Origin of the sequence: Streptomyces sp. NPDC048192, from assembly GCF_043202415.1 — a bacterium.
Taxonomy (GTDB): domain Bacteria; phylum Actinomycetota; class Actinomycetes; order Streptomycetales; family Streptomycetaceae; genus Streptomyces.
Window position 1 is genome coordinate 93,831 of record NZ_JBIDAL010000015.1, and the last position, 25,866, is coordinate 119,696.

Sequence of the window (25,866 nt, forward strand, 5' to 3'; positions counted from 1 at the left end):
CAGCACTTCACGGCACTTCACGGCAGAACGGCACAAGGCGACGAATGCCCCAGCACACCTCCGGGTCCGACCGGGCGGCGATCCCCCCAGCCGCCCGCGACGGTGGCAGCGTGCGGCCGCCCGCTCCCTCGACGCTCGACGAACTGTGGCGGTCGTACAAGGCGACGGGGGACGAGCGGCTGCGGGAGCAGCTGATCCTGCACTACTCGCCGCTCGTGAAATACGTCGCGGGGCGGGTGAGCGTCGGTCTGCCGCCCAACGTCGAGCAGGCCGACTTCGTCTCCTCCGGGGTGTTCGGGCTGATCGACGCGATCGAGAAGTTCGACGTCGACCGGGAGATCAAGTTCGAGACGTACGCGATCACCCGGATCCGGGGCGCGATGATCGACGAGCTGCGGGCGCTGGACTGGATCCCGCGGTCGGTGCGGCAGAAGGCGCGCAACGTCGAGCGGGCCTACGCCACGCTGGAGGCCCGGCTGCGGCGCACCCCGACCGAGACGGAGGTCGCCGCCGAGCTGGGCATGGAGGTCGAGGAACTCCATGCCGTTTTCAGCCAGTTGTCGCTGGCCAACGTGGTGGCTCTGGAGGAGCTGCTGCACGTGGGCGGCGAGGACGGCGACGGGCTGAGCTTCATGGACACGCTGGAGGACACCGCCGCGGACAACCCCGTGGAGGTCGCCGAGGACCGGGAGCTGCGCCGCTTCCTCGCGCGGGCGATCAACACGCTGCCCGAGCGGGAGAAGACCGTGGTCACGCTGTACTACTACGAGGGCCTCACCCTCGCCGAGATCGGCAACGTCCTCGGGGTCACCGAGAGCCGGGTCAGCCAGATCCACACCAAGTCGGTCCTGCAGCTGAAGGCGAAGCTGGCGAGCTTCGGCCGCTGAGGCGGGCGGCACGGCGGCGCGCGGCTCCCGTTCGGGTGGGGGCGTCCGTAAAGTGGTTGACGTGCCAAGGATTCGAGCGGCCTCCGTGGCCGAGCACCGGTCGATGCAGCGAGCCGCCCTGCTGGACGCGGCTCGCTCTCTGCTGTCCGAAGGCGGGACCGAAGCGCTGACGTTCCCCGCGCTCGCCGAGCGGACGGGGCTGGCGCGGTCGTCCGTGTACGAGTACTTCCGGTCGCGGGCCGCCGTGGTCGAGGAGCTGTGCGCGGTCGACTTTCCGGTCTGGGCGGCGGAGGTGGCCGCCGCCATGGAGCGGGCCGGCACCGCCGAGGGCAAGGTGGAGGCGTACGTACGCCGGCAGCTGGCGCTGGTCGGGGACCGGCGGCACCGGGCGGTCGTCGCGATCTCGGCGAGCGAGCTGGACGCCGGGGCGCGGGAGAAGATCCGGGCGGCGCACGGCGGTCTCGTCGCGATGATCGCCGAGGCGCTCGCGGAGATGGGGCACGAGCAGCCCCGGCTGGCGGCCATGCTGCTGCAGGGGATCGTGGACGCGGCGGTGCGGCGCATCGAGCTGGGAGCCGCCGAGGACCCTTCCGCGGTGACGGACGCGGCGGTGGCGATGGCACTGCGGGGCGTGAAGGGCTGAGCCCCGCCGGGCTACGGCATCGGCACCCCGAGCACCGGCAGCAGTCTCGGTGGTCCCCGGTGCAGGAGCCAGGGCGGGAGCAGGGACAGCGGATCCAGGTACGTCCTCCCCCTGAGCAGGCCCCAGTGGACGCACGCGGTGGGGCAGTGGGAGCCCGCCGGCTGCACCGTGCCCGCCGTCTGGCCGGCCCGCACCTCGTCCCCCTCGTGCACCGACGCGGTCACCGGCTCGTAGGTCGTGCGCAGATCCGTGCCCGTCAGGTCCACCGAGACGACCCCCCTGCCCGCCACCCGGCCCGCGAAGGACACCCGGCCCGGGGCGACCGCCCGCACCGGGGAGCCGGCCGGCGCCGACAGGTCCACGCCCCGGTGGCCGGGGCCGTACGGTGTCGCCGGCGGCTCCCAGCCGCGTAACACGAGCGGGTGCACGCCCACCGGCCAGGCCCGCGCGACGGGCGGGACCGGGGCCTGAGGGGCCGAAGGGGCCTGAGGGGGCGGCGCGGGGGCCGGCGGCGGGGTGTCCGCCCAGGACCGGCACGGCGCCAGGGCGGCCATCGCCAGCCCGAGGAGCAGAGCCGCCGGCAGCAGGGCGTTTCGCATCGCTTCTCGCATGCGCCCACCGTGCCGCAGCACCGCGGATCATGGCCGGAGACTGTGGACAACCCGCTGGTTGTGGACAGCGGCGTCACCCGGCGCCCCGCCGGTCCCGTACACTTCTTCTGGCGATCCGGGTCACCGGGTCGACTTCGCACGCCCCGACACAGGCCCTCACCGGCCGGTGTCAGCGCCTCTCGGTCCTCAGCGGCACGGCGCACGCGGGCGTCAGGCGCGGAAGCCGTCCGGCATCCGCGGCACAACCGAGAAACTCAAGGAGAAACGGCCATGGCCGTCGTCACGATGCGGGAGCTGCTGGAGAGCGGCGTCCACTTCGGTCACCAGACCCGTCGCTGGAACCCGAAGATGAAGCGCTTCATCTTCACCGAGCGCAACGGCATCTACATCATCGACCTGCTCCAGTCGCTGTCGTACATCGACCGCGCCTACGAGTTCGTCAAGGAGACCGTGGCCCACGGCGGCACGGTCATGTTCGTCGGCACGAAGAAGCAGGCGCAGGAGGCCATCGCCGAGCAGGCCACCCGCGTCGGCATGCCCTACGTCAACCAGCGCTGGCTGGGCGGCATGCTCACCAACTTCTCGACCGTCTACAAGCGTCTGCAGCGCCTGAAGGAGCTGGAGCAGATCGACTTCGAGGACGTCGCGTCCTCCGGTCTGACCAAGAAGGAGCTGCTGGTCCTCTCCCGCGAGAAGGCCAAGCTGGAGAAGACCCTCGGCGGTATCCGTGAGATGCAGAAGGTGCCGAGCGCCGTCTGGATCGTGGACACCAAGAAGGAGCACATCGCCGTCGGCGAGGCCCGCAAGCTCAACATCCCGGTCGTCGCGATCCTCGACACCAACTGCGACCCCGACGAGGTCGACTACAAGATCCCGGGCAACGACGACGCGATCCGCTCCGTCACCCTGCTCACCCGTGTGATCGCCGACGCCGTCGCCGAGGGCCTCATCGCCCGTTCCGGCGTGGCCGCCGGTGACAAGGGCGAGAAGGCCGCGGGCGAGCCGCTCGCCGAGTGGGAGCGCGACCTGCTCGAGGGTGAGAAGAAGGCCGACGAGGCCGAGACCCCGGCTGCCGAGGCCCCGGCCGCCGAGGTCCCGGCCGCCGAGGCGCCGGCCGCCGAGGCCGAGCAGGCCTGACGCCGGACCGTCAGCGTTCGACGGCGGGGGCGGTGCTGCGTCACCGCGCCTTCGGCGCGGTGAAGTCCGCCCCCGCTGTTCACCCGCAGGTCGGCACGACGTACGCGTTCCGCGGCTACATGTGGAGCGCAACCGTGCGGATCTGAAGATCTTCCAGACTTCGAGAAAGACTCACAGACTCATGGCGAACTACACCGCCGCCGACGTCAAGAAGCTCCGTGAGCTCACCGGCGCCGGCATGATGGACTGCAAGAAGGCGCTGGACGAGGCCGAGGGCAACGTCGACAAGGCCGTCGAGGCGCTGCGCATCAAGGGCCAGAAGGGCGTCGCCAAGCGCGAGGGCCGCTCCGCCGAGAACGGCGCCGTGGTCTCCATCATCGCCGACGACAACTCCTCCGGCGTCCTGGTCGAGCTGAAGTGCGAGACGGACTTCGTCGCCAAGGGTGACAAGTTCCAGGCCGTGGCCAAGGCCATCGCCGAGCACGTCGCCAAGACCAACCCGGCCGACATCGAGGCCCTGCTCGCCTCCGAGATCGAGCCCGGCAAGACCGTCCAGGCGTTCGTGGACGAGGCCAACGCCAACCTCGGCGAGAAGATCGTCCTCGACCGATTCGCGCAGTTCTCCGACGGCTACGTCACCGCCTACATGCACCGCACCATGCCCGACCTGCCCCCGCAGATCGGTGTCCTGGTCGAGTTCGACAAGCCGAACGCCGAGGTCGCCAAGGGCATCGCCCAGCACATCGCCGCCTTCGCGCCGAAGTACCTGGCCAAGGAGGACGTGCCGGCCGACGTCGTCGAGTCCGAGCGCCGTATCGCCGAGGAGACCACCCGCGCCGAGGGCAAGCCCGAGGCCGCGATCGCCAAGATCGTCGAGGGTCGTCTCAACGGCTTCTTCAAGGACGCCACGCTGCTCGGCCAGCCGTACGCGCTCGACAACAAGAAGTCGGTCCAGAAGGTGCTGGACGAGGCCGGTGTCACCCTGAAGCGCTTCTCGCGCATCAAGGTCGGCATCTGAGTCCGTACCGGGATCGGCGCGCGACCCGCGGAGAAATCCCGATAGGGTCGACAGCAGTCGTCCGCGCACACCGCCTCACCCGGGCGTGGAGCGGACGGCAGCAGATCTGACGAGGAGGCCATTGCCGCGCATGGGAGCGAAAAGCGACCCCATCGGCAATGGCCTTCTTCGTATGTGCAACACGTGAAAGAGGCGGGATCTCCCATGACCACCAAGGCCCAGAAGAGCGACGACGGCAAAGTACGCGGCCGGTTTCTGCTGAAGCTGTCCGGAGAGGCCTTCTCCGGTGGCGGGGGCCTGGGCGTGGACCCGGACGTGGTGCACAAGATCGCCCGGGAGATCGCGGCCGTCGTCCGTGACGGCGCCCAGATCGCGGTCGTCATCGGCGGCGGCAACTTCTTCCGCGGCGCGGAACTCCAGCAGCGCGGCATGGACCGGGCCCGCTCCGACTACATGGGCATGCTCGGCACGGTCATGAACTGCCTCGCCCTCCAGGACTTCCTGGAGAAGGAGGGCATCGACAGCCGGGTGCAGACGGCCATCACCATGGGCCAGGTCGCCGAGCCGTACATCCCGCTGCGCGCCGTGCGCCACCTGGAGAAGGGCCGCGTGGTCATCTTCGGCGCCGGTATGGGCATGCCGTACTTCTCCACCGACACCACCGCCGCCCAGCGCGCCCTGGAGATCGACGCCGAGGCGCTGCTCATGGGCAAGAACGGCGTGGACGGGGTCTACGACTCCGACCCCAAGGCCAACCCCGACGCCGTCAAGTTCGACGCCCTCGGCTACGGCGAGGTCATCACCCGCGACCTCAAGGTCGCCGATGCCACCGCCATCACGCTGTGCCGCGACAACAAGCTCCCGATCCTCGTCTTCGAACTTCTCGCGGAGGGCAATATCGCCCGGGCCGTCAAGGGTGAGAAGATCGGCACGCTGGTGGGTGAACACGGCAGCCGGGACTGACCCGGGATCAACCCGGCCGGTGGTGCGCGGCCCCGCGAGGGGCCTGACCCTGGCCGGGGGATGGACAATGTCCTGCCGGTCGGGAACCGTGCAGGAAGAAGACGCGACGCAGCCGGCCGCCGCCCCGACTCAGGAACAGCAGCCGGGCCTTACTCAAGACACGCAGGAGCAAGTGGTGATCGAAGAGACCCTCCTCGAGGCCGAGGAGAAGATGGAGAAGGCCGTCGTGGTCGCCAAGGAGGACTTCGCCGCGATCCGCACCGGTCGTGCGCACCCGGCGATGTTCAACAAGATCGTGGCCGACTACTACGGTGCCCCGACGCCGATCAACCAGCTGGCCTCGTTCTCCGTGCCGGAGCCGCGCATGGCGGTCGTGACCCCGTTCGACAAGAGCGCGCTGCGCAACATCGAGCAGGCGATCCGCGACTCCGACCTGGGCGTCAACCCCAGCAACGACGGCAACATCATCCGTGTGGTGTTCCCCGAGCTGACCGAGGAGCGCCGCCGCGAGTACATCAAGGTCGCCAAGAGCAAGGGCGAGGACGCGAAGGTCTCGATCCGCTCCGTGCGCCGCAAGGCCAAGGACGCCATCGACAAGCTGATCAAGGACGGCGAGGTCGGCGAGGACGAGGGCCGCCGTGCGGAGAAGGAGCTGGACGACACCACGGCGAAGTACGTCGCCCAGGTGGACGAGCTTCTGAAGCACAAGGAAGCGGAGCTGCTCGAAGTCTGATGAGCGACTCTTCCTGGAGGGTGCCGCCCACGGCGGGCCAGGCCGGGTACTGGGGGTCCGCCGAGGGCGGGCAGGCCCAGCCTGTCCCGGGGGCCGTCCCGGCGGGTCCCGCGTACGATGCGCCTGAGGCGCAGCACACCCGCCCCATGCCCATCGTGCCCGACGCGCCCGCATACGGACCCGACGAGGACGGCGACCTGGGGGCCGCCCGGCGAAGCGGCCCCTCGTTCCAGGAATTCCGCGACGCGCTGCGCCCCGAGGACCCGCAGGCCCGGACACTCCCGGCCGAGAACCAGAATCCGGAGCCCATGCCCGACGCCCACCAGCCGGCCCCAGCGCCGCAGAAGAAGAGCGCGGGCCGTGACCTGAGCGCGGCCATAGGGGTCGGGATCGGGCTCGGAGTGGTGATCGTCGCCTCGCTGTTCGTCTACAAGGCCGTGTTCGTCGGGGTGATCGCGGTCGCGGTCGTCGTCGGCCTGTGGGAGCTGACCAGCAGGCTGCGCGAGCGCAAGGAGATCAAGGCCCCGCTGGTGCCGCTCGCGGTGGGCGGTGCGGCGATGGTGGTCGCCGGGTACGTCAGCGGCGCCGAGGGCGCGTGGGTCGCCATGGCGCTGACGGCGCTCGCGACCCTGGTGTGGCGGATGACCGAGCCGCCGGAGGGCTATCTGAAGGACGTCACGGCGGGCGTCTTCGCGGCCTTCTACGTGCCGTTCCTGGCCACGTTCGTCGCGATGATGCTGACCGCGGACGACGGCCCCTGGCGGGTGCTGACCTTCCTCCTCCTCACGGTCGTCAGCGACACCGGCGCGTACGCGGTCGGCTGGCGCTTCGGCAGGCGCAAGCTGGCCCCCCGGATCAGCCCCGGCAAGACCCGCGAGGGCCTGGTGGGCGCGGTGACCTTCGCGATGGTCGCCGGCGCGCTGTGCATGCAGTTCCTGATCCACCACGGCAGCTGGTGGCAGGGGCTGCTGCTGGGGCTCGCGGTCGCGGCCAGCGCCACCCTGGGCGACCTCGGCGAGTCCATGATCAAACGCGACCTGGGCATCAAGGACATGGGCACCCTGCTCCCGGGCCACGGCGGCATCATGGACCGCCTGGACTCCCTGCTTCCCACGGCCCCGGTGGTGTGGCTGCTGCTGGTGCTGTTCGTCGGTTCGGCCTGAGCCTTCGTACGCCGGCGTACGTACGGCCCCGTCCTCGCGGAGGACGGGGCCGTTCCCGTGTGCGCGGTCGTTACGCGTCCGGCGTCACGTGGCCCGGATGGCGGCGATGTCGAACTGGAGGCGGACCTTGTCGCTCACCATGGCCCCGCCCTGGGCCAGCCGGGCGTCGTAGGTCAGGCCCCAGTCCGAGCGGTTGATCGTCGTGGTGCCGTCGAAGCCGACGCGCTCGTCCCCGAACACGTCGGTGACATGGCCGATGTAGGTGAGGTCCAGGTCGACGGGCCGGGTGGTGCCCTTGATCGTCAGGTCGCCGGTCATGCGGTAGACGTCCGCGTCCACGAGCCGTACGGCGGTGCTCGTGAAGGTCATCCGCGGATGCGCCCCGGCGTCCAGGAACTGCCGCCCGATCACGTGGGAGTCGCGCTGCTCGACACCGGTGTCGACGCTGGCGGTGTACAGCACGATGTCGGCGCGGGAGCGGGTGGGCTGGCGGCCGTCGAAGTAGAGGCGGCTCTCGTACTCGGTGAACGCGCCCCGCACCGTCGTCACCATCGCGTGCCGCACGGAGAACCCGATCCTGCTGTGCGCGGGATCGATCAGCCACTCGCCGGTGAGATGCGCCAGCTCGGGGTCGGGCAGAACGGCGGTGGCACCGGCCCGCGGGGCGGCGGTCGCCACGGGGGCGGCGGACGGCTGTGCACGCCGCTGGAAGGAGTTGCGGCCGAAAAGGTTCATGGCTCGTGGTTACGCCAGGGCAGGTGGCCGGACAAGACCCGACCAGGAAACCCGACCGTTCCCCGGCAGAACTTCACCACGCGCAGCAACGGCGACTGTCCCGTGCCGGTTCCATTGATCACGACGGGAGCCCGAAAAGCCACCGCGAACCCGAAATGCCCGATTGAACCCATTGACGCCATGCCTAAGGCATATGACCATAACGGGAACATGAGCGCCGAACCGTCGCCCCGTGGACCGCACGGCGCTCCCGCCTCGGCCCGAAGGAGGGCGGCCATGAAGACGATCCGCAGGCGCATGCCGGGCAAGAAATCGGCGGTGGCGGCGATGATCCTGGGGGCGACCCTCTTGATCACCCCGACCGCGACCGCCGCCACCGACACCCCGAAGCCCCAGACCCCCACCCTCGACCGCTGCGTCCACAGCATGGGCCCAGCCGGCCGCTACTACTACCCGGGCTACGCCAACGTGCCCTGCCTCTAAGCGGGAACGCCGCCCCGCCCCCGTCTCACGACCCGAGGACCACTTGCAGAACGACGCCGAGGAGTCCCAGTCCGGGGAGGGCGGCGACCGCCAGACACCACCAGGAAGCCGCCTTCGCCAGCCGGGTTCCGTGCTCCCGCAGAACCAGGAAGGCCAGCAACGCCACGCCGGCCACGACACCCGAGTGGAAAAGCGCGGCCACGACTCACCTCCCCGGTCCGCGAGACCCTATCCCGGCCGACCCCTGACGCGGTTGCCGCTGATCACGCCAGTGCCTGACCGGATGCTCAGGTCCTGGGGCGGCGCCTGCACGCGTGGACAGCCCGGCGCCCGAGGGGAAGGCCGGACTGGCCAGGGCCACGCCCTCGTCCTCGCTGATGGTGGCTCGCTCAGGCGGAGCCATGGCCGACCCCTCACGTCGGAGGAGCGCTGATGCCACCCACCTTCGACGCGGTCGTGATCGGTTCCGGCGTGAACGGCCTGGATGCCGCTGCCCAGTCGGCCAAGGGCGGCTGACACGCTCAGAGTCGCACCCGGCTCACGGATCCCGGCTCGACGGTCACCACCGCGGAGATCGCGGCATGCCGCTCGGGATGGACCTCCCAGGCCTCGGGGCCTTCGTCAGTGGGGAGGACCGCTCAGTGCCGACGGCGACGACCACTACGGACAGTCGTAGCGACTGGCACCCCAGGTCACCCAAGTGGATCTGCGACACTGGTACCACCATGCCCAAGCCCGGAGAACTTACTTTTGTCGTGCCGCGCGGTGCCAAGACGCCGCCGCGGCATCTTGCCGATCTCACGCCTGCGGAGCGTAAGGACGCGGTGGCCGAGGTCGGTGAGAAGCCGTTTCGTGCCAAGCAGCTCTCGCAGCACTACTTCGCGCGGTACGCGCACGACCCGGAGCAGTGGACGGACATTCCCGCCGGCTCGCGCGAGAAGCTGCGTGAGGCGCTGTTCCCGGAGCTGATGACCGTCGTCCGGCATCTGTCGACCGACGGGGGGGCCACCCGCAAGACGCTGTGGCGGCTGTTCGACGGGACCCTCGTGGAGTCCGTGCTGATGCGGTACCCGGACCGGGTCACCATGTGCATCAGCTCGCAGGCCGGGTGCGGGATGAACTGTCCGTTCTGCGCGACCGGGCAGGCGGGTCTGGACCGGAACCTGTCCACCGCCGAGATCGTCCACCAGATCGTGGACGGGATGCGGGCGCTCAGGGACGGAGAGGTGCCCGGCGGGCCTGCGCGGCTGTCCAACATCGTGTTCATGGGCATGGGGGAGCCGCTCGCCAACTACAAGCGGGTGGTCGGTGCGATCCGGGCGCTCACCGATCCCGCGCCGGACGCGCTCGGGCTCTCGCAGCGCGGGATCACCGTGTCCACCGTCGGGCTGGTGCCGGCCATCCACCGGTTCGCCGACGAGGGCTTCAAGTGCCGGCTCGCGATCTCCCTGCACGCCCCCGACGACGAGCTGCGCGACACCCTCGTCCCCGTGAACACGCGGTGGAAGGTGCGCGAGGTGCTCGACGCCGGGTTCGAGTACGTCGAGAAGAGCGGGCGGCGGCTGTCGATCGAGTACGCGCTGATCCGGGACATCAACGATCAGGCGTGGCGCGGGGACCGGCTCGGGCGGCTGCTGAAGGGCAAGCCCGTGCACGTCAACCTCATTCCGCTGAACCCGACCCCGGGCAGCAAGTGGACCGCCTCCCGGCCGGAGGACGAGAAGGCGTTCGTGGAGGCCATCGCCGCCCACGGTGTGCCGGTCACCGTCCGGGACACCCGGGGGCAGGAGATCGACGGGGCCTGTGGTCAGCTGGCGGCCACCGAGCGGTAATCTGGCCACCGTCCCAATCACATCTTCATATTCCGACAGGGGAGCGCCACAGCGCTGAGAGTGCGGCGGACAGGGCCGCAGACCCTCTGAACCTCGCCCAGGTCATTCTGGGTAGGAAGTTCGGTCATCACTCAAGCTGTTGCGCCCTGCCCGGATTCTCCGGGCGGGGCCGCGTCTCTTCCTGGCCAGCCCCCAGGAGGACAACCAGTGCAGAACAAGACCCTCGTGGCCGTCGCGGTCGGCCTCGGCGTCATCGGCCTGTCCGCGTGCGGATCGACGGACGCCAAGAACACCGCCGGCTCCAAGACCGTGACCCTGGTCAGCCATGACTCGTGGGCCGTGTCCAAGAGCGTGCTCAAGGACTTCGAGAAGAAGACCGGGTACCAGGTCAAGGTCCTCAAGGACGGCGACGCCGGGCAGGCCGTCAACAAGGCGATCCTGACCAAGGACAACCCGCAGGGCGACGTCTTCTTCGGCGTCGACAACACCCTGCTCTCCCGCGCCCTCGACAACGGCCTCTTCCAGCCGTACACCGCCAAGGGCCTGGACAAGGTCGGCGCCCCGTACCAGCTCGACAAGGACAAGCACCGGGTCACGCCCGTCGACTACGGCGACATCTGCGTCAACTACGACAAGAAGTACTTCGCCGATCACCACCTCACCCCGCCGCAGTCCTTCGCCGACCTCGCCAAGCCCGCGTACAAGAACCTGCTGGTCACCGAGAACGCCGCCACCTCCTCGCCCGGCCTCGGCTTCGTGCTGGGCAGCGCCGCGCAGTTCGGGGACACCGGCTGGCAGGGCTACTGGAAGAAGCTCAAGGCCAACGGCGTCAAGGTCGTCGACGGCTGGGAGCAGGCGTACTACCAGGAGTTCTCGGGTTCCTCGGAGGGCAGGAAGGCCGGTGGCGACCGGCCGCTCGTCGTGTCGTACGCCTCCTCCCCGCCCGCCGAGGTGATCTACGCCAAGAAGCGGCCCAGCACCGCCCCGACCGGCGTGTCGTACGGCACCTGCTTCCGGCAGATCGAGTTCGCCGGGCTGCTGAGCAACGCGAAGAACACCAAGGGCGCCAAGGCGTTCATCGACTTCCTGGTCTCCAGGGAGTTCCAGGAGGACATGCCGCTGAACATGTTCGTCTACCCGGTGGTCCAGGGCGCGAAGGTGCCCGCCGAGTTCACCGAGTACGGCAAGGCCGCCCAGCACCCCGAGACCATGGCCCCCGGCAAGATCGCCGCCAACCGTGACCAGTGGGTCAAGTCGTGGACCTCGCTCGTACTGAAGTAGCCGGCCCCCGGCGGAGGTACGCGGCGCGGCTGGGGCTGATGGCCCTGCCCGTCGCGTTCTTCGCGCTGTTCTTCGCCTGGCCCGTCGCCGCGATCGTCGCGCGCGGGCTGAAGGCGGACGGCGCCTGGCGGTGGGGGCGGCTCGCGGACGTGGTGACCCAGCCGGACATCCGGCACGTGCTGTGGTTCACCACCTGGCAGGCGCTCGCCTCCACCGCGCTCACCCTGCTGTGCGCGCTGCCCGCCGCCTACGTCTTCGCCCGCCTCGACTTCCCGGGCCGGCAGGTGCTGCGGGCCGTGGTCACCGTGCCGTTCGTGCTGCCGACCGTCGTCGCCGGCAGCGCGTTCCTCGCCCTCGTCGGGCACGGCGGGCTGCTCGACGACCTGTGGGGCGTACGGCTGGACACCACGGTGTGGGCGATCCTGCTGGCCCACGTCTTCTTCAACTACGCCGTCGTGGTACGGACCGTGGGCGGGCTGTGGTCCCAGCTCGACCCCCGGCAGGAGGAGGCCGCCCGCATGCTGGGCGCCTCGCCGTTCGGCGCCTGGCGCAAGGTCACCCTCCCCGCGCTGGCGCCCGCCGTGGCCGCCGCCGCGCTGATGGTGTTCCTGTTCTGCTTCACCTCCTTCGGCATCGTCCAGATCCTCGGCGGCCCCACCTTCTCCACCCTCGAAGTGGAGATCTACCGGCAGACCTCCGAGGTCTTCGACCTGTCCACGGCCGCCGTCCTCACCCTCGTCCAGTTCGCCGCCGTCGGCCCGATCCTCGCCGTGCACGCCTGGACCGTGCGGCGCCGGGAGAGTGCCCTGCGGCTGGTGGACCCGGCGGTGACCGCCCGCCGGCCGCGCGGCGCCGGGCAGTGGGCGCTGCTCGCCCTCGTCCTCGGCACCGTCGCCCTGCTCCTGGTGCTGCCCCTCGCCGTCCTCGTCCAGCGCTCCCTCGACGCACCGCACTTCGGCTACTACCGGGCGCTCGCCGACGCCGACGGCGGTACGTTCCTGGTGGCGCCGGTCCACGCGGTGTGGGCGTCCCTCCAGTACGCCGTCGCCGCCACGGCCATCGCCGTGGTGATCGGCGCTCTCGCTGCCGCCGCGCTCGCCCGGCGGGACGCCGGACGCCTGGTGCGGGGCTTCGACGCGCTGCTGATGCTGCCGCTCGGCGTCTCCGCCGTGACCGTCGGCTTCGGCTTCCTGATCGCCCTCGACAAGCCGCCGCTGGACCTGCGCCAGTCCTGGATCGTGGTGCCGCTCGCCCAGGCGCTGGTCGGCGCCCCCTTCGTCGTACGCACCATGCTGCCCGTGCTGCGCGCGGTGGACGTACGGCTGCGCGAGGCGGCCGCCGTGCTCGGGGCCTCGCCCTGGCGGGTGTGGCGCGAGGTGGACCTGCCGATGGTGCGCAGGGCGCTGCTGGTCGCGGCCGGGTTCGCGTTCGCCGTCTCGCTCGGCGAGTTCGGGGCGACCGTGTTCATCGCCCGGCCCGACAACCCGACGCTCCCGGTCGCCGTGGCCCGGCTGCTCAGCCGCCCCGGAGACCTCAACTACGGCCAGGCGATGGCCCTTTCGACGATCCTCATGGTGGTGTGCGCCGCCGCGCTGCTGCTTCTGGAGCGGCTGCGCACCGACCGGACGGGGGAGTTCTAGATGCCGCCGGAGACGACCGGGGAGTTGCGATGCTGCTGAGCCTGGATGCCGCGACCGTGCGCCTCGGCGGCCGGGACGTGCTGGACGAGGTCGGCCTGGAGGTCGCCGAGCACCAGGTGGTGTGCGTGCTCGGGCCCAGCGGCAGCGGGAAGTCCACCCTGCTGCGGGCGGTCGCCGGGCTCCAGCCGCTGTCCGCCGGACGGGTGCTGCTCGACGGCCGGGACCAGGCGGGCGTGCCCGCGCACAAGCGGGGCGTCGGCCTGATGTTCCAGGACCACCAGCTCTTCCCGCAGCGGGACGTCGGCGCCAACGTGGCCTTCGGGCTGCGCATGCACGGCGTGGCCAAGGGCGAACGGGACGCCCGGGTCGCCCAGTTGCTGGAGCTGGTCGGGCTGCCCGGGGCCGCCCGGCGGGCCGTGGCCTCGCTCTCCGGCGGCGAGCAGCAGCGCGTGGCCCTCGCCCGCGCGCTGGCGCCCCGCCCCCGGCTGCTGATGCTGGACGAGCCGCTCGGCCAGCTCGACCGGTCGCTGCGTGAACGCCTGGTGGTCGAACTGCGGGAACTGTTCGGCCGGTTGGGCACGACCGTGCTCGCCGTGACGCACGACCAGGGCGAGGCGTTCGCGCTGGCCGACCGGGTGGTGGTGATGCGGGACGGGCGGATCGCGCAGTCCGGTACGCCCCTCGAGGTCTGGCAGCGGCCCGCCGACGCGTTCGTGGCCCGCTTCCTCGGCTTCGACAACGTGGTGGAGGCGACCGTCGCCGGTACGGCCGCCGACAGTCCCTGGGGCAAGCTGCCGGTGCCCGACGGCTCGCCGCAGGGCGCCCGCAGCCTGCTGGTGCGGCCCGCCGGGGTACGGCTGGTGGCCGCCGACGCGGGCCTGCGCTGCACGGTGACGGCGCGCACCTTCCGGGGCACCCATGTGGCGGTCCGCCTGCGGCCCGCGGACGCCCCGCGCCTGGAGGCGGCCTGCGCGCTGCGGGACGCGCCCGAGGTCGGCCAGACCGTGGGCGTGGAGTTCGACGCGGCCGAAATCGTCGTGCTCGACTGATCGCCCCCGACCTAGGGTGGGGGCATGACCTTGCTCACGCATGATCGCTACTGCGACGAGATCGCCCAGCAGGTGGACCGGTTCAGGGCGCTGGTGACGTCGGGCGCCGATCTGTCGGCCACCGTGCCGACCTGCCCGGAGTGGACGCTGGAGCGGCTCGTACGGCACATGGGCGGCGCCCTGCGCTGGGCGGCCACGCTGGTGCGGACCCGGGCGCAGGAGATGCTCCCGCGCGAGCAGGTGCCGCTCGGCGGGGGACCGCGGGCCGAGGGCGACGCGGCGGCCCTGGACGCCTGGCTCGCGGAGACCGGCGAGATGATCGTCGGGGCGCTGCGCGAGGCCGGTCCCGAGGCCAAGGTGTGGTCCTGTATGGGCATGGTCCCCAGCGGGTTCTGGGCCCGGCGGATGACCCACGAGATCACCGTCCATCGCGCGGACGCCGCGCTCACCGTCGGCGCGCCCTACGACGTCGCGCCCGACGTCGCCGCCGACGCGCTGGACGAGTGGCTCCAGATCGCGCAGTTCGTGCAGCGTTCCGGGGCGCGCCCGTGGGCGGCGGAGCTGCGCGGGCCCGGCCGCAGCATCCATCTGCACGCCACCGACGCCGCCGCGGAGCTGAACGCCGAGTGGCTGATCGAGCTGGGCGAGGACGGGCTGAGCTGGCGGCGCGGCCACGAGAAGGCGACGGTCGCGCTGCGCGGCCCGCTCACCTCCGTGCTGCTCGCCTTCTACAACCGGCTGCCGCTGGACGCCCCCGGCCTGGAGGTCGTCGGCGAGCGCGAGGTGCTGGAGTTCTGGCGGAAGCACGCCACCTTCGGCTGACGTACGACCGCGGCCCGTCCCCTGGGGATAGGGGGACGGGCCGCGGTGGTGTACGGATGCCGGCGGGCGGGGCGTCAGCCGTTGCCGCGCGCTCCACGACGGCGCATGCCGAAGTAGACCGCGCCGCCGCCGACGACGACCAGCGCACCGGCGATGCCGGCGATCAGGCCGGTGTTGGAGTTGGCACCGGTCTCGGCGAGGTTGGAGTCACCGGCCGCCGGGGAGGGCGCGTTGCTCGGCGCGCTCGCCGGGGCGGAGCTGGACGCGGAGACCGACGGGGTGGGGGTGGCCGACTCCGCAGGGGCGGACTTCGACGGCTTCGGCGTCGGCTTCGAGGGGGCCGTCGGGGTCGGCGACTCCTCCTTCTTGCAGGCCTCGGCCGGGGTGGTCAGGTCGGGGTTGATGCGCTGGTCGAAGTGGAACCGGCCGCTGTCGACCTTGACCTCGATGCTGTAGGTGGTCTTGGCCTTCCAGTCCACGTCGATGGGGGTCTTCGTGCCCTGGGCGGAGCCCTGCACATCGGCCTCGGCGACCTTGGTCTCGACGGCGTCGTTCTTCTCGAAGACGGTGATGTGAGCCTTGGTGCCGGACCCGTCGGTGTCGGTGATGACGATCTGGCCCTTGTCACCGGCGCAGCCGGCCTCGGCCTTGAAGTCACCGATCTGGCAGGCGAGCGCGGAGCCGGAGACACCCAGCACGATCGCGGCCGACGCGGAGGCGACACCCAGGATGCGCACGGAACGACGTGCGCCACGGTGAGTTATGGACAACGCTTGTCCTTTACAGTGTGCAACTGCGGGGGGTTGAGGGGGAGTTGGGGCACCGGACGAGATGTGTGCCCCACCACCCCCAAGAGACTCACAGGTCTATAAGCGCTTCATAAGCAGTGTCAATGCATAGGCCGCCAACGGCTGTTGGCTTTACCTGCTTATTACCCGCAGATACGTTTGACCGCGTGGACAAGCCGCCTGACGGAGCGTCAGTCCCGCACCATCGCCGGGTCCATCCAGACGACCTCCCAGGAGTGGCCGTCGAGGTCGTCGAAGGAGCGGCCGTACATGAAGCCGTGGTCCTGGGTCTCGCCGCTCGGCGTGGCGCCCAGCGAGAGGGCCCTGTCCACCAGTTCGTCCACCTTCTCGCGGCTCTCGGCGCTGAGCGCGATCAGCACCTCGCTGGTCGTCCTGGCGTCGGCGATCTCCTTCTTGGTGAAGGTCGCGTAGAACGGCTTGGTCATCAGCATCGCGACGATGGTGTCGCTGATCACCACGGAGGCGGCGTTGTCGTCGCTGAACTGGGGGTTGATCGTGTAGCCCAGCTCCGTGAAGAACTTCTTCGAGGCGTCGAGGTCGTTCACGGCCAGGTTCACGAAGATCATCTGCCGGTACTGGTACATGGGGTCCTCCCGGGGCGCTCCGCGCCGTACGTCGGTGTGTTCGGTTGGTTGGACCGGGAGGCCCGGGAGAACTCATCGGTCGCCGGATGCCTTTTTTCCGCGGGCGGGCGGTCAGCGTTCCACGGGGAGGGCCGCCAGGGCGGCGACGGCCAGGGTGAGCGGGCCGAAGAGGGCCACCAGGGCCGCCGCGCGCAGGGCCGCCGCCGCGCGCAGCATCGTGGCGGGCGCGCCGAGCCGGAGCAGCGCCGCCGTCGTCTCCGCCCGGCACTGGCGGGTCTCCACGGCCGCGGTGAGCAGGGTGGCGACGGTGCAGCCGGTCACCAGCAGCGCGCCGAGGGTGGCCAGCGGGCCGGACGCGGGCGCCGAGCCGGCGTGGAGCGTGGTCATCGCGTAGCCGGCGGAGGCGACCGCGCACACCACGCCGAGGGGGCGGCCGATGCGGGTGGCCTCCGCCATGAGGACGCGTCCGGCGAGCAGGCGGAGGGCGCCGGGGCGGGTGGACTGCAGCAGGAGGCCGCACAGATGGGTGAGGCCGGGCCCGGCGAGGACGAGCCCGGCGGCGGTCAGCAGCCGGCCGAGCAGTACGGCGATGTCCGCGTGACCGCCGTAGGCCTGGACGGCGAGGCCGGTGGCCAGGAGGCTGATGCCCCAGGGCAGGCCGGCGGGGGCGCCCTTGGGGGGCTGGGCGCCGTGCGTCCCGCCGGCGGCGGATGCCTGCGGCTCCGGCCGGGCATCGCCGCCCGGCGCCGGCCGGATGCCGTCGGCGTCCGAGGCCGCCGGGGTGCCGTCCGCCTCCGGGGCCCCTGCCGTCGCCGTGGCGTGGCCGGGGTCGTCGACTCCGTGCGGGGCTGCCGGGGCGGGGTCGGCAGCCATGGTCCCTGTCGCCGCGGCGGCGCGACCGGCGTCGGTGGCACCACCCGCCGCTGCCGGGGCGCCGTCGGCATCCGCCGTCGCCGTCGACGCGGTGGCGGGGCCGCCCGCGGACTGTCCGGCGTCGCCGGCTTCGCCGTGCGGGCGTGCGGCCTCCGGCCGCAGCCGCGCCCCGAACCTGCCGTACGTCCCGAACGTCTCCCGGGCCGCCGCGTAGCCGTACGCGCCGAAGCGGCCGTATCTGCGCAGCAGCGGGGCGGTGGGGCGCGGGTCCCTGGGGCGCAGGGCGAGGGCCACCGTGGCCGAGGCGGCGGCCGGGACCAGCAGCAGCAGTGTCAGGGTGGCCGGCACCGGCAGGTGCGCGTCCACGGCCAGGAAGTCCGCCGCGGCGCCGTCGAACGGCACGCCGGTGAGGTCGCCGCGCAGATCGAGGAAGACCAGCAGGGCCAGCAGCGAGCCCAGGGTGCAGCACAGGGCGGTGGTCAGCGCCGAGATCGCCATCATGCGGGCCGGGCCGAGGCCCAGCGCGGACAGTCCCGTGCGCGGCCGGGTGGCGGGGTCGGTGCGGGCGACGGCGAGCGCGAAGTACACCGTGGCGGCGAGCGGCACCGTGCACCAGGCGAGCCGCAGCGCAGCGGCGTCCGCGGCCTCGGGGTGGTTCAGGGCGTAGCCGAAGCAGGACAGCAGGAGGAATCCGGTGCCCGCCGACGCCGCGGTCACCAGCAGCCGGCGCAGCTGGACGGCGGGCCGGGCCGCACGGGTCAGACGGAGAGCGACCACGCTGCCCGGCCTTCCGTCTCGGGGGTCTCGGGCAGGTGCACGGTGCTGACGCGCCGGCCGTCCAGCAGGCAGACGGTGCTGTCGGCGAGGGCGGCGGTGTCGGGGTCGTGGGTGGCTAGGACGACCGTGATGCCGTGCGAGCGGGCGGCCGTGGTCAGGGTGCGCAGCACGTGGGCGCGGTCGGCCCGGTGCAGCGGGGCCGTGGGCTCGTCGGCGAAGAGGACCGTGGGGGTCGTGGCCAGGGCCCGGGCGATGGCCACCCGCTGGCGCTCGGCCTGCCGCAGCTCGTGCGGGCGGCTGCGGGCCTTGTCGCCGACGTCGAGGCGCTCAAGCCACTCCAGCGCGGCGACCTTGGCCCTGCGGCGGCCGGCGCCGCGCAGCATCAGGGGCAGCGCGGCGTTCTCCCAGACGTTCAGCTCGGGCACCAGGACCGGCTGGGTGTCGATCCAGCCGAACCGCTCCCGGCGCAGCCGCTCGCGGCGCATCGGGCCGAGGGTGTGCAGGGGGGAGCTGTTGAACCACACCTCGCCCTCGCGCACCGGCACCAGGCCGGACAGGCAGCGCAGCAGGGTCGTCTTGCCGCTGCCGCGCGGGCCGGTGACGGCGAGGATCTCGCTCGCGCGCACACCGAGCGAGACCCCGGTGAGTCCGGGGGAGCCGTCGGGGTGGGTGAAGTGCAGGGAGCGTGCCCAGAGCACGTCGTTGTCCGGCGGGGCCTCGGCCTCCATGGCGTACACCTCGGTTCTGATCCGTTTTCCCGCTTCCGGTCCCTCGTCCGGGGGAACGAAGGCTGGGCCGATCGGTCACTGGCACGCTAGGCAGCGGTCCCGGGGAGGCCGGACAGCACACGGCCCCGGGCCGCCGTTCCCACTCGAACGGACGGCACCGGGGCCGGTGCTGATCAGCTGATCGGATGAATCAGGCTCAGAGCTTGGTCCACGCCTCCGTCAGCGTCGCGCGCAGGATCTGCTCGATCTCGTCGAAGGTCCCCTGGTCGGAGATCAGCGGCGGGGCGAGCTGGACGACCGGGTCGCCGCGGTCGTCGGCACGGCAGTACAGGCCGTTGTCGTACAGCGCCTTGGAGAGGAAGCCGTACAGGACGCGCTCGGTCTCCTCGTCGTTGAAGGACTCCTTGGTGTTCTTGTCCTTCACCAGCTCGATGCCGTAGAAGAAGCCGTTGCCGCGGACGTCGCCGACGATCGGCAGGTCGTGCAGCTTCTGCAGGGTCTGCAGGAAGGCGCCCTCGTTGTCCAGCACGTGCTGGTTGAGGTTCTCGCGCTCGAACAGGTCGAGGTTGGCGAGACCCACCGCGGCCGACACGGGGTGGCCGCCGAAGGTGTAGCCGTGCAGGAAGGTGTTGTCGCCCTTGTAGAACGGCTCGGCGAGGCGGTCGGAGACGATGCAGGCGCCGATCGGGGAGTAGCCCGAGGTCATGCCCTTGGCGCAGGTGATCATGTCCGGGACGTAGCCGAACTTGTCGCAGGCGAACATCGTGCCGAGGCGGCCGAAGGCGCAGATGACCTCGTCCGACACGAGCAGCACGTCGTACTGGTCGCAGATCTCGCGCACGCGCTGGAAGTAGCCGGGCGGCGGCGGGAAGCAGCCGCCGGCGTTCTGCACCGGCTCCAGGAAGACCGCGGCGACGGTCTCCGGGCCCTCGAAGAGGATCTGCTGCTCGATCTGGTCGGCGGCCCAGCGGCCGAAGGCCTCGGGGTCGTCGCCGAAGATCGGGGCGCGGTAGATGTTGGTGTTCGGCACCTTGTGCGCGCCGGGGACCAGCGGCTCGAAGGGGGCCTTCAGGCCGGGCAGGCCGGTGATGGACAGGGCGCCCTGCGGGGTGCCGTGGTAGGCGACCGCGCGGGAGATCACCTTGTGCTTGGTGGGCTTGCCGACCAGCTTGAAGTACTGCTTGGCGAGCTTCCAGGCGGTCTCGACGGCCTCGCCGCCGCCGGTGGTGAAGAACACCTTGTTCAGGTCGCCGGGGGCGTAGTCGGCGAGGCGCTCGGCCAGCTCGACGGCCTTCGGGTGGGCGTACGACCACACCGGGAAGAAGGCCAGCTCCTGGGCCTGCTTGAAGGCGGTCTCGGCGAGCTCCGTGCGGCCGTGACCGGCCTGGACCACGAACAGACCGGCGAGACCGTCGAGGTAGCGCTTGCCCTTGTCGTCGTAGATGTAGGTGCCCTCGCCCCGGACGATGGTCGGCACGGGGGAGTTCTCGTACGAGGACATGCGGGTGAAGTGCATCCACAAGTGGTCGTACGCGGTGCGGCTGAGGTCCTTCTGGGTCACGGTTATCGGGTTCCCCACATGTAGGTCTGCTTCTTCAGCTTCAGGTAGACGAAGCTCTCGGTGGAGCGCACCCCGGGCAGGGCCCGGATGCGTTTGTTGATGACGTCCAGCAGGTGGTCGTCGTCCTCGCAGACGATCTCGGCGAGGATGTCGAACGAGCCCGCGGTCATCACCACGTACTCGACTTCCGACATGCCGGTCAGCGCGTCCGCGATCGACTCGACATCGCCCTCGACGTTGATGCCGACCATCGCCTGCCGGCGGAAGCCCACGGTGAGCGGGTCCGTGACGGCGACGATCTGCATGACGCCCTGGTCCAGCAGCTTCTGGACGCGCTGGCGCACGGCCGCCTCGGACAGGCCCACGGCCTTGCCGATCGCGGCGTACGGCCTGCGGCCGTCCTCCTGGAGCTGCTGGATGATGGCGAGGGAGACGACGTCCAGCTGGGGGCTGTTGCCGTTCCTGGACTCGCGGGTGGAGTCCCTCTGGTCTGCGCTTCGACTGGCCACGACCTCACTGTGCACGAGGTCTCGTCAGTTTCGCAAGCCCCGATCGATGAAATCCGTTGTCTGGGACTCGCAGTCTTGCGGATTTCGCAGAAGTCGATGGCGCGGGGGTGTTGAAAACGTGGGGCTGGCGGCTAGGGTGGGGTGTCTCAGCAAGTGGACGCAAAGAACCAGATCAGGAGGCCGGCAGTGAGCACCGAGCTGCGTCGTCTGCGCAACTACATCGACGGTGAGTTCCGGGACGCCGCCGACGGACGGACCACCGAGGTGGTCAACCCCGCGACGGGCGAGGCGTACGCGACCGCGCCGCTGTCCGGCAAGGCGGACGTCGACGCCGCGATGGAGGCCGCCGCCCGCGCCTTCCCGGCCTGGCGCGACACCACCCCGGCCGAGCGCCAGAAGGCCCTCCTCAAGATCGCCGACGCGTTCGAGGAGCGCGCCGAGGAACTGATCGCGGCCGAGGTGGAGAACACGGGCAAGCCGGTCGGGCTGACCCGCTCCGAGGAGATCCCGCCGATGGTCGACCAGATCCGCTTCTTCGCGGGCGCGGCGCGGATGCTGGAGGGCCGCTCGGCCGGCGAGTACATGGAGGGGATGACCTCGATCATCCGCCGTGAGCCGGTCGGCGTCTGCGCGCAGGTCGCGCCCTGGAACTACCCGATGATGATGGCGGTGTGGAAGTTCGCCCCGGCGATCGCCGCGGGCAACACGGTCGTCCTCAAGCCCTCGGACACGACCCCGGCCTCCACCGTCCTGATCGCCGACATCATCGGCTCGATCCTGCCCAAGGGCGTCTTCAACGTCATCTGCGGCGACCGTGACACCGGCCGCCTGATGGTCGAGCACGACATCCCGGCCATGGCGTCGATCACCGGCTCGGTCCGCGCCGGCATGTCGGTCGCCGAGTCGGCGTCGAAGGACCTCAAGCGGGTCCACCTGGAGCTGGGCGGCAAGGCCCCGGTCGTCGTCTTCGAGGACACCGACATCGCCAAGGCCGTCGAGGACATCTCCGTGGCGGGCTTCTTCAACGCCGGCCAGGACTGTACGGCGGCCTGCCGCGTTCTGGTCCACGAGGCCATCCACGACGAGTTCGTGGCCGCGCTCGCGAAGGCCGCCGAGGACACCAAGACCGGCCAGCCGGACGACGAGGACGTCCTCTTCGGCCCGCTGAACAACCCCAACCAGCTCAAGCAGGTCGAGGGCTTCATCGAGCGGCTGCCCGCTCACGCGCGCGTGGAGGCCGGCGGCAAGCGCGTCGGCGACAAGGGCTACTTCTTCGCGCCGACCGTCGTTTCCGGCGTCAAGCAGGACGACGAGATCATCCAGAAGGAGGTCTTCGGCCCGGTCATCACCGTCCAGTCCTTCTCCGACGAGAACCAGGCCGTCGAGTGGGCCAACGGCGTCGAGTACGCCCTCGCCTCCTCCGTGTGGACCAAGGACCACGCCCGCGCGATGCGCATGTCCAAGAAGCTCGACTTCGGCTGCGTGTGGATCAACACCCACATCCCGCTGGTCGCCGAGATGCCGCACGGCGGCTTCAAGAAGTCCGGCTACGGCAAGGACCTGTCGGCGTACGGCTTCGAGGATTACACGCGCATCAAGCACGTGATGACGTCGCTCGGCGAGTAGACACCGGCGACCGCAGGCAGTGAGCGGCCCCCGGACGGGTCCACCTTCCCGTCCGGGGGCCGCGCCATGTCGTTCCGCCGGACGTCCGCCGTCCCCCGTCCGGTTACGGCCGATTGACGCATGGCTGACCAACTCCCGTTGCTCCTACGATGGAAGCCACCGTCGGGGGAGGGTGGACGTGACGAGCAGTTCGCCGCAGGGGGCCGGGCGCCGGCTGGAGAACGGGATCGCCTGGGCGGTCCGCAACGCCGACGGGATCGTGGCGATCGTCGTCGCCGTGGTCGTCGGGCTCATGGACGTCCTCAACCAGAACATGGACGACAACATCGTCTCCGGCGCCACGCTGCTCGTGCTCGCCGCGCTGGTGTACGGCTCGCTCACCGAGCGCCGCCGGCGGATGGCCGACATCCGCACCGCCACCACGGCGACCAGCCGGGCCGTCGAAAACCTGGCGATGGTGCGCACCCTGTCCGGCGCCGAGGTCGCCCTCGCCCACGAACGGGCCCGGCGCACCACCACCCGCTGGGTGTTCAAGGGCGGCACCGGCACCTACCTGCGCGCCGTCACCCTGCCCGAGTGCGTGCTGGAGGCGCAGCGGCAGCGGCGCTCGCTCAGCATGAAGATCGACATCATCAACCCCGCCGACGACGCCGTGTGCGCCGCCTACGCCCGCTTCCGCAGCACCTTCGGCCCCGGCGGCGACCTCGCCGCGTGGACCGTGGAGCGCACCCGCAAGGAGGCGTACGCCACCGTCGTCGCCGCGAGCTGGCACCGGCAGCGGCTGGACACCCTGGAGATCGACGTCCACCTGTCCTCCGTCGCACCGGCCCTGCGGTTCGACCTCTCGGACACCTGCCTGATCATCACCCAGGACGACCCCAGCCGGGTCGGCCTGTACGTGGAGCGGGACCGGCCGCTCTACGACTACTACGTCACCGAGCTGCACCAGAGCCGGGAACAGGCGGTCAAGCTCGATCTGCGCGAGGCCGTCCCGCTCGCCGACGAACCCACCGTGGACGAGGTCGGACGCCTGCTCGACCGGCTCGGACTGCCGCTTCCGCCGAGCTTCACCGACCGTGACGTCGGCGACATCATCGACAAGGCGCTGCGCGCGGAGAACCCGTACCGCAGGTGAGCGCCGTGTTCCGGCCAAGGGGGGAAGGAACATGGACTACCCGGCCCTGGAACGGGCCGCCCGGCGGCACGCCACCGCCGAGCTGATCCGGCACGCCGTGGCGGAACTGGACCGGATCGTCTCGGGCCGCCGCACCCTGCACGCCGTACGCCACCCGCTCGGGTTCGTCTGCCTGCCCGTGCTGCGCGACGGCCCCGACGGCGTCTGCGTCCACGTCTTCGGCACACCCGAGTCCCCACCCGACGCCTCTGCGCCCCAAGTGCACTGCCACAGCTGGGACTTGACCAGCACCGTGCTGTACGGCCGGCTCGACAACCGGCGCGTGCGCGTCGACGACACCGCCGCCGACCCCACCCACCGCGTCTTCGAGGTGCTCAGCGACCCGGCCGGCGTGGACGAACTGCGGCCCACCGAGCGGCTCGTGCGCTGCCGGCCCGGCGCCCGGGAGACCAGCGTGCGCGGCCAGAGCTACGCCCTTCCGGCGGGCGAGTTCCACACCAGCGTGGTGCCGGACGGCCGCCCCGCCGCCACGCTGGTCCTCGGACGGACCCTGCCCGGCCGGGTGGACCTCTCGCTGGGCCCGCCGTCCGCACCCGGGCACCGCATGGTCCGCCGGACGTGCGACGCGACCCAGACCGCCCGCATCGCCCGCGCCGCCCTCAGGAGGATCCATGAGCCCGAACCCTGACGCCTGGTCCTCCGAGCACGCCGCGGCCGTGGCCGCCGCCGAGGAGGCCGGGGCGCTGCTGCGGTCCCGTTTCCCCGACGGCTTCGCCGCCCGCCCCAAGGGCCGACGCGGCGACGTCGTCACCGACCTGGACGTCGCCGCCGAGCGCCTGGTGGTCGGCCGGATCCGCGAGCGCTTCCCGCACGACCGGATCCTCGCCGAGGAGTCCGGCGAACTCCCCGGCGACGGCGAAGGCTCCGGCCGCACCTGGCTGATCGACCCCCTCGACGGCAGCAACAACGTGGTCATCGGGCTCGCCGTGTACGTCGTCGGCATCGCCCTGTGCGTCGACGACGCGCCGGTGGTGGGCGTCGTCCACGATCCGATGACCGGGCGTACGTGGTCCGCGCGGCGGGGCGGCGGGGCGCACGGTCCCGCGGGACGGCTCACGTCCCCCGCGGCTCCCCGCCCGCTGTCCGCCGCCGGGCCCCTGCTCGCCTGGACCCAGGGTCACGCCGTCTCCCGCGACGACCCCGTGGCCTGCTCCCTGCGGCACACCCTCGAACTCCGCTCCCGGCGCCTGCTCCAGCTCTGGGCTCCGCTGGTCGCCTGGGCGATGCTGGCCCGGGGCGACATCGACGGCTTCGTCGGCTACCGCGCCGAGGCCGTCGATCTGCCGGCCGGCGCGCTTCTCGCCCGCGAGGCCGGCGTTTCTCTACGGCGCCTCGACGGCACGGAGTTCGGCGGCGGCTTCGGCGGCCCCGACACGGGGCGTTCCTTCGTCGCCGGGCGCCCCGAACTCCTCCCGCACCTGCTGGACCTCGTCAGCCCTTTCTCTCCCGGCACCGCGGACACGCGCACGGCGGGAACCGCCCCGACAGATCCAGCGGCGCGGCGTTCTTCGGCGGCCGGTACGTCACCCTGGGCCCCCACGTCCGCCCGCCGTCCCGGGACACCCTCAGCGTGAGAAACACCCTCACGTAACCGTCTTCCTCGTCCTGCATGTGCAGTGCCTTTCACTTTCCGTGGCGATTCATGCACAGAGTGATGTGAGGGCGGGTAGCTTCGGAAGATGACCGAGAGTGACGAGGGAGTCTGCACAAGGGGGAGTTGAGGCGTGGCCATCGAGGACAACCCGATCTCGCGGGTGCGGTACGGGGAGGAACTCAAGCGGCGGAGGGAGTTTGCCGGGCTCACGCAGGAGGAGCTGAGCCAACGTGTCGTGATGGCCCGCACGCACATCGCCCATATCGAGGCGGGGCGGCGGAGGCCGGATGTGGAGGACGCGCGACGGCTCGACCGGGAGCTGGGCGGGGATGGGTTCTTCGAGCGGTTCCTGCCGACGCTGGACGGCAGGAAGGTGGCGGAGCACTTCGCGGAGGCACTGGAGTTCGAGGGCAAGGCGACGGTCATCAAGGAGTACGCCCCAAGCCTCGTGCCAGGTCTCCTGCAGACGAAGCGGTACGCGTACGAAGTGCTCGGCACCGGCTACCCGCGCCAAAGTGACGAGGACCGCGACAAGTTGGTGACCACGCGCCTAGATCGAGCGGGCATCCTCAGCAACTTCCACGCCCGAGGTCTGCTTCCTCCTGGATGAAGC

Annotated in this window: 27 protein-coding genes and 1 riboswitch; of the genes, 18 read left to right on the top strand and 9 right to left on the bottom strand. The window is 71.2% G+C overall.

The features are described 5' to 3' along the window. The first annotated feature begins 44 nt into the window (after positions 1 to 44). Positions 45 to 887, top strand: a complete 843-nt coding sequence (gene whiG / locus ACGFZN_RS29625) for an RNA polymerase sigma factor WhiG (RefSeq protein WP_393861519.1) — start codon at positions 45 to 47, stop codon at positions 885 to 887. Positions 888 to 972: 85 nt separating this feature from the next. Then, entirely contained in the window at positions 973 to 1,530 is a 558-nt protein-coding gene (locus tag ACGFZN_RS29630) for a helix-turn-helix domain-containing protein (protein ID WP_360152939.1), read from the top strand. Between the two features lie 11 nt (positions 1,531 to 1,541). On the opposite strand, the gene ACGFZN_RS29635 is transcribed toward ACGFZN_RS29630, so the two are convergent. Further along, positions 1,542 to 2,141, bottom strand: a complete 600-nt coding sequence (locus ACGFZN_RS29635) for a peptidoglycan DD-metalloendopeptidase family protein (protein WP_393861520.1) — start codon at positions 2,139 to 2,141, stop codon at positions 1,542 to 1,544. A 270-nt stretch (positions 2,142 to 2,411) separates the two neighbouring features. Here ACGFZN_RS29635 and rpsB point away from each other — a divergent pair, with 270 nt between their 5' ends. The 5 genes from rpsB (at position 2,412) to ACGFZN_RS29660 (ending at position 7,155) form a co-directional block, all read left to right on the top strand. Beyond that, positions 2,412 to 3,278, top strand: coding sequence for a 30S ribosomal protein S2 (rpsB, locus tag ACGFZN_RS29640; protein WP_393861521.1), 867 nt, complete (start codon positions 2,412 to 2,414; stop codon positions 3,276 to 3,278). Between the two features lie 181 nt (positions 3,279 to 3,459). Next, entirely contained in the window at positions 3,460 to 4,296 is an 837-nt protein-coding gene (gene tsf, locus ACGFZN_RS29645) for a translation elongation factor Ts (RefSeq protein WP_393861522.1), read from the top strand. Positions 4,297 to 4,500: 204 nt separating this feature from the next. Further along, positions 4,501 to 5,259: a UMP kinase gene (pyrH, locus tag ACGFZN_RS29650; RefSeq protein WP_330337559.1), complete on the top strand. Its 759-nt coding sequence runs from the start codon at positions 4,501 to 4,503 to the stop codon at positions 5,257 to 5,259. Positions 5,260 to 5,434: 175 nt separating this feature from the next. Beyond that, complete coding sequence (frr, locus tag ACGFZN_RS29655; protein ID WP_031120910.1) at positions 5,435 to 5,992, top strand: ribosome recycling factor; 558 nt, start codon at positions 5,435 to 5,437, stop codon at positions 5,990 to 5,992. Continuing rightward, complete coding sequence (locus ACGFZN_RS29660; RefSeq protein ID WP_393861523.1) at positions 5,992 to 7,155, top strand: phosphatidate cytidylyltransferase; 1,164 nt, start codon at positions 5,992 to 5,994, stop codon at positions 7,153 to 7,155. Before frr ends, ACGFZN_RS29660 begins: the two co-directional genes overlap by 1 nt. Before the next feature lie 84 nt (positions 7,156 to 7,239). Here ACGFZN_RS29660 and ACGFZN_RS29665 read toward each other — a convergent pair whose 3' ends face one another. Next, positions 7,240 to 7,890, bottom strand: coding sequence for a YceI family protein (locus ACGFZN_RS29665; RefSeq protein ID WP_393861524.1), 651 nt, complete (start codon positions 7,888 to 7,890; stop codon positions 7,240 to 7,242). Positions 7,891 to 8,166: 276 nt separating this feature from the next. Here ACGFZN_RS29665 and ACGFZN_RS29670 point away from each other — a divergent pair, with 276 nt between their 5' ends. Continuing rightward, complete coding sequence (locus ACGFZN_RS29670) at positions 8,167 to 8,373, top strand: hypothetical protein (RefSeq protein WP_393861525.1); 207 nt, start codon at positions 8,167 to 8,169, stop codon at positions 8,371 to 8,373. Between the two features lie 25 nt (positions 8,374 to 8,398). Here the strand turns inward: ACGFZN_RS29670 and ACGFZN_RS29675 are convergent, their stop codons facing one another. After that, positions 8,399 to 8,575: a hypothetical protein gene (locus ACGFZN_RS29675; protein WP_393861526.1), complete on the bottom strand. Its 177-nt coding sequence runs from the start codon at positions 8,573 to 8,575 to the stop codon at positions 8,399 to 8,401. 523 nt (positions 8,576 to 9,098) lie between these two features. Between ACGFZN_RS29675 and rlmN the strand changes: the two genes are divergently transcribed. The 5 genes from rlmN to ACGFZN_RS29700 all read left to right on the top strand — a co-directional run bounded on the left by rlmN (position 9,099) and on the right by ACGFZN_RS29700 (position 14,997). Next, on the top strand, positions 9,099 to 10,205 hold the full coding sequence (gene rlmN, locus ACGFZN_RS29680; RefSeq protein ID WP_393861527.1) for a 23S rRNA (adenine(2503)-C(2))-methyltransferase RlmN: 1,107 nt from the start codon (positions 9,099 to 9,101) through the stop codon (positions 10,203 to 10,205). Between the two features lie 27 nt (positions 10,206 to 10,232). Beyond that, positions 10,233 to 10,341, top strand: a riboswitch (TPP riboswitch). Positions 10,342 to 10,412: 71 nt separating this feature from the next. Continuing rightward, on the top strand, positions 10,413 to 11,486 hold the full coding sequence (locus ACGFZN_RS29685; RefSeq protein ID WP_393861528.1) for a thiamine ABC transporter substrate binding subunit: 1,074 nt from the start codon (positions 10,413 to 10,415) through the stop codon (positions 11,484 to 11,486). Positions 11,487 to 11,524: 38 nt separating this feature from the next. After that, positions 11,525 to 13,126, top strand: coding sequence for an ABC transporter permease (locus tag ACGFZN_RS29690; protein WP_393861529.1), 1,602 nt, complete (start codon positions 11,525 to 11,527; stop codon positions 13,124 to 13,126). A 29-nt stretch (positions 13,127 to 13,155) separates the two neighbouring features. Then, the gene (locus tag ACGFZN_RS29695; protein WP_393861530.1) at positions 13,156 to 14,175 is read left to right on the top strand and encodes an ABC transporter ATP-binding protein; all 1,020 of its coding nucleotides are present in this window, start codon (positions 13,156 to 13,158) and stop codon (positions 14,173 to 14,175) included. 24 nt (positions 14,176 to 14,199) lie between these two features. Beyond that, positions 14,200 to 14,997 carry a maleylpyruvate isomerase family mycothiol-dependent enzyme gene (locus ACGFZN_RS29700; RefSeq protein ID WP_393861531.1) on the top strand — a complete coding sequence of 266 codons (798 nt, stop codon included), beginning with the start codon at positions 14,200 to 14,202 and terminating at the stop codon, positions 14,995 to 14,997. Between the two features lie 74 nt (positions 14,998 to 15,071). Here the strand turns inward: ACGFZN_RS29700 and ACGFZN_RS29705 are convergent, their stop codons facing one another. From ACGFZN_RS29705 to ACGFZN_RS29730, 6 genes are all read right to left on the bottom strand, one after another. Continuing rightward, positions 15,072 to 15,767, bottom strand: a complete 696-nt coding sequence (locus ACGFZN_RS29705) for an LAETG motif-containing sortase-dependent surface protein (RefSeq protein ID WP_393861532.1) — start codon at positions 15,765 to 15,767, stop codon at positions 15,072 to 15,074. Between the two features lie 209 nt (positions 15,768 to 15,976). Beyond that, positions 15,977 to 16,390, bottom strand: coding sequence for a VOC family protein (locus tag ACGFZN_RS29710; protein ID WP_393861533.1), 414 nt, complete (start codon positions 16,388 to 16,390; stop codon positions 15,977 to 15,979). A 111-nt stretch (positions 16,391 to 16,501) separates the two neighbouring features. Beyond that, positions 16,502 to 18,040: a hypothetical protein gene (locus tag ACGFZN_RS29715; protein ID WP_393861534.1), complete on the bottom strand. Its 1,539-nt coding sequence runs from the start codon at positions 18,038 to 18,040 to the stop codon at positions 16,502 to 16,504. Next, positions 18,022 to 18,768: an ABC transporter ATP-binding protein gene (locus ACGFZN_RS29720; RefSeq protein ID WP_393861535.1), complete on the bottom strand. Its 747-nt coding sequence runs from the start codon at positions 18,766 to 18,768 to the stop codon at positions 18,022 to 18,024. Before ACGFZN_RS29720 ends, ACGFZN_RS29715 begins: the two co-directional genes overlap by 19 nt. A 196-nt stretch (positions 18,769 to 18,964) precedes the next feature. After that, positions 18,965 to 20,347 (bottom strand): aspartate aminotransferase family protein, encoded by a 1,383-nt coding sequence (locus tag ACGFZN_RS29725; RefSeq protein ID WP_393861536.1) that lies wholly within the window; start codon positions 20,345 to 20,347, stop codon positions 18,965 to 18,967. After that, the gene (locus ACGFZN_RS29730) at positions 20,332 to 20,853 is read right to left on the bottom strand and encodes an Lrp/AsnC family transcriptional regulator (protein ID WP_393861537.1); all 522 of its coding nucleotides are present in this window, start codon (positions 20,851 to 20,853) and stop codon (positions 20,332 to 20,334) included. The genes ACGFZN_RS29725 and ACGFZN_RS29730 overlap by 16 nt, the downstream gene beginning before the upstream one ends. A gap of 171 nt (positions 20,854 to 21,024) precedes the next feature. On the opposite strand from ACGFZN_RS29730, the gene ACGFZN_RS29735 reads away from it, so the two are divergent. The 5 genes from ACGFZN_RS29735 (at position 21,025) to ACGFZN_RS29755 (ending at position 25,863) form a co-directional block, all read left to right on the top strand. Next, positions 21,025 to 22,464, top strand: coding sequence for a gamma-aminobutyraldehyde dehydrogenase (locus tag ACGFZN_RS29735; protein WP_393861538.1), 1,440 nt, complete (start codon positions 21,025 to 21,027; stop codon positions 22,462 to 22,464). Positions 22,465 to 22,642: 178 nt separating this feature from the next. After that, positions 22,643 to 23,599: a hypothetical protein gene (locus ACGFZN_RS29740; RefSeq protein WP_393861539.1), complete on the top strand. Its 957-nt coding sequence runs from the start codon at positions 22,643 to 22,645 to the stop codon at positions 23,597 to 23,599. Positions 23,600 to 23,630: 31 nt separating this feature from the next. Beyond that, the gene (locus ACGFZN_RS29745) at positions 23,631 to 24,287 is read left to right on the top strand and encodes a hypothetical protein (protein WP_393861540.1); all 657 of its coding nucleotides are present in this window, start codon (positions 23,631 to 23,633) and stop codon (positions 24,285 to 24,287) included. Then, a complete protein-coding gene (locus tag ACGFZN_RS29750; RefSeq protein ID WP_393861541.1) occupies positions 24,271 to 25,233 on the top strand; it encodes an inositol monophosphatase family protein in 963 nt (320 codons plus the stop codon). Before ACGFZN_RS29745 ends, ACGFZN_RS29750 begins: the two co-directional genes overlap by 17 nt. Positions 25,234 to 25,383: 150 nt before the next feature. Then, positions 25,384 to 25,863 carry a Scr1 family TA system antitoxin-like transcriptional regulator gene (locus ACGFZN_RS29755; protein ID WP_393861542.1) on the top strand — a complete coding sequence of 160 codons (480 nt, stop codon included), beginning with the start codon at positions 25,384 to 25,386 and terminating at the stop codon, positions 25,861 to 25,863. Positions 25,864 to 25,866 lie beyond the last annotated feature (3 nt).

Coding starts and splice junctions, on each gene's coding strand:
- whiG (WP_393861519.1), top strand. CDS start 45: ATGCCCCAGCACACCTCCGGGTCCGACCGGGCGGCGATCCCCCCAGCC.
- ACGFZN_RS29635 (WP_393861520.1), bottom strand. CDS start 2,141: ATGCGAGAAGCGATGCGAAACGCCCTGCTGCCGGCGGCTCTGCTCCTC.
- rpsB (WP_393861521.1), top strand. CDS start 2,412: ATGGCCGTCGTCACGATGCGGGAGCTGCTGGAGAGCGGCGTCCACTTC.
- tsf (WP_393861522.1), top strand. CDS start 3,460: ATGGCGAACTACACCGCCGCCGACGTCAAGAAGCTCCGTGAGCTCACC.
- pyrH (WP_330337559.1), top strand. CDS start 4,501: ATGACCACCAAGGCCCAGAAGAGCGACGACGGCAAAGTACGCGGCCGG.
- ACGFZN_RS29660 (WP_393861523.1), top strand. CDS start 5,992: ATGAGCGACTCTTCCTGGAGGGTGCCGCCCACGGCGGGCCAGGCCGGG.
- ACGFZN_RS29665 (WP_393861524.1), bottom strand. CDS start 7,890: ATGAACCTTTTCGGCCGCAACTCCTTCCAGCGGCGTGCACAGCCGTCC.
- ACGFZN_RS29670 (WP_393861525.1), top strand. CDS start 8,167: ATGAAGACGATCCGCAGGCGCATGCCGGGCAAGAAATCGGCGGTGGCG.
- rlmN (WP_393861527.1), top strand. CDS start 9,099: ATGCCCAAGCCCGGAGAACTTACTTTTGTCGTGCCGCGCGGTGCCAAG.
- ACGFZN_RS29690 (WP_393861529.1), top strand. CDS start 11,525: ATGGCCCTGCCCGTCGCGTTCTTCGCGCTGTTCTTCGCCTGGCCCGTC.
- ACGFZN_RS29695 (WP_393861530.1), top strand. CDS start 13,156: ATGCTGCTGAGCCTGGATGCCGCGACCGTGCGCCTCGGCGGCCGGGAC.
- ACGFZN_RS29700 (WP_393861531.1), top strand. CDS start 14,200: ATGACCTTGCTCACGCATGATCGCTACTGCGACGAGATCGCCCAGCAG.
- ACGFZN_RS29710 (WP_393861533.1), bottom strand. CDS start 16,390: ATGTACCAGTACCGGCAGATGATCTTCGTGAACCTGGCCGTGAACGAC.
- ACGFZN_RS29720 (WP_393861535.1), bottom strand. CDS start 18,768: ATGGAGGCCGAGGCCCCGCCGGACAACGACGTGCTCTGGGCACGCTCC.
- ACGFZN_RS29745 (WP_393861540.1), top strand. CDS start 23,631: ATGGACTACCCGGCCCTGGAACGGGCCGCCCGGCGGCACGCCACCGCC.
- ACGFZN_RS29750 (WP_393861541.1), top strand. CDS start 24,271: ATGAGCCCGAACCCTGACGCCTGGTCCTCCGAGCACGCCGCGGCCGTG.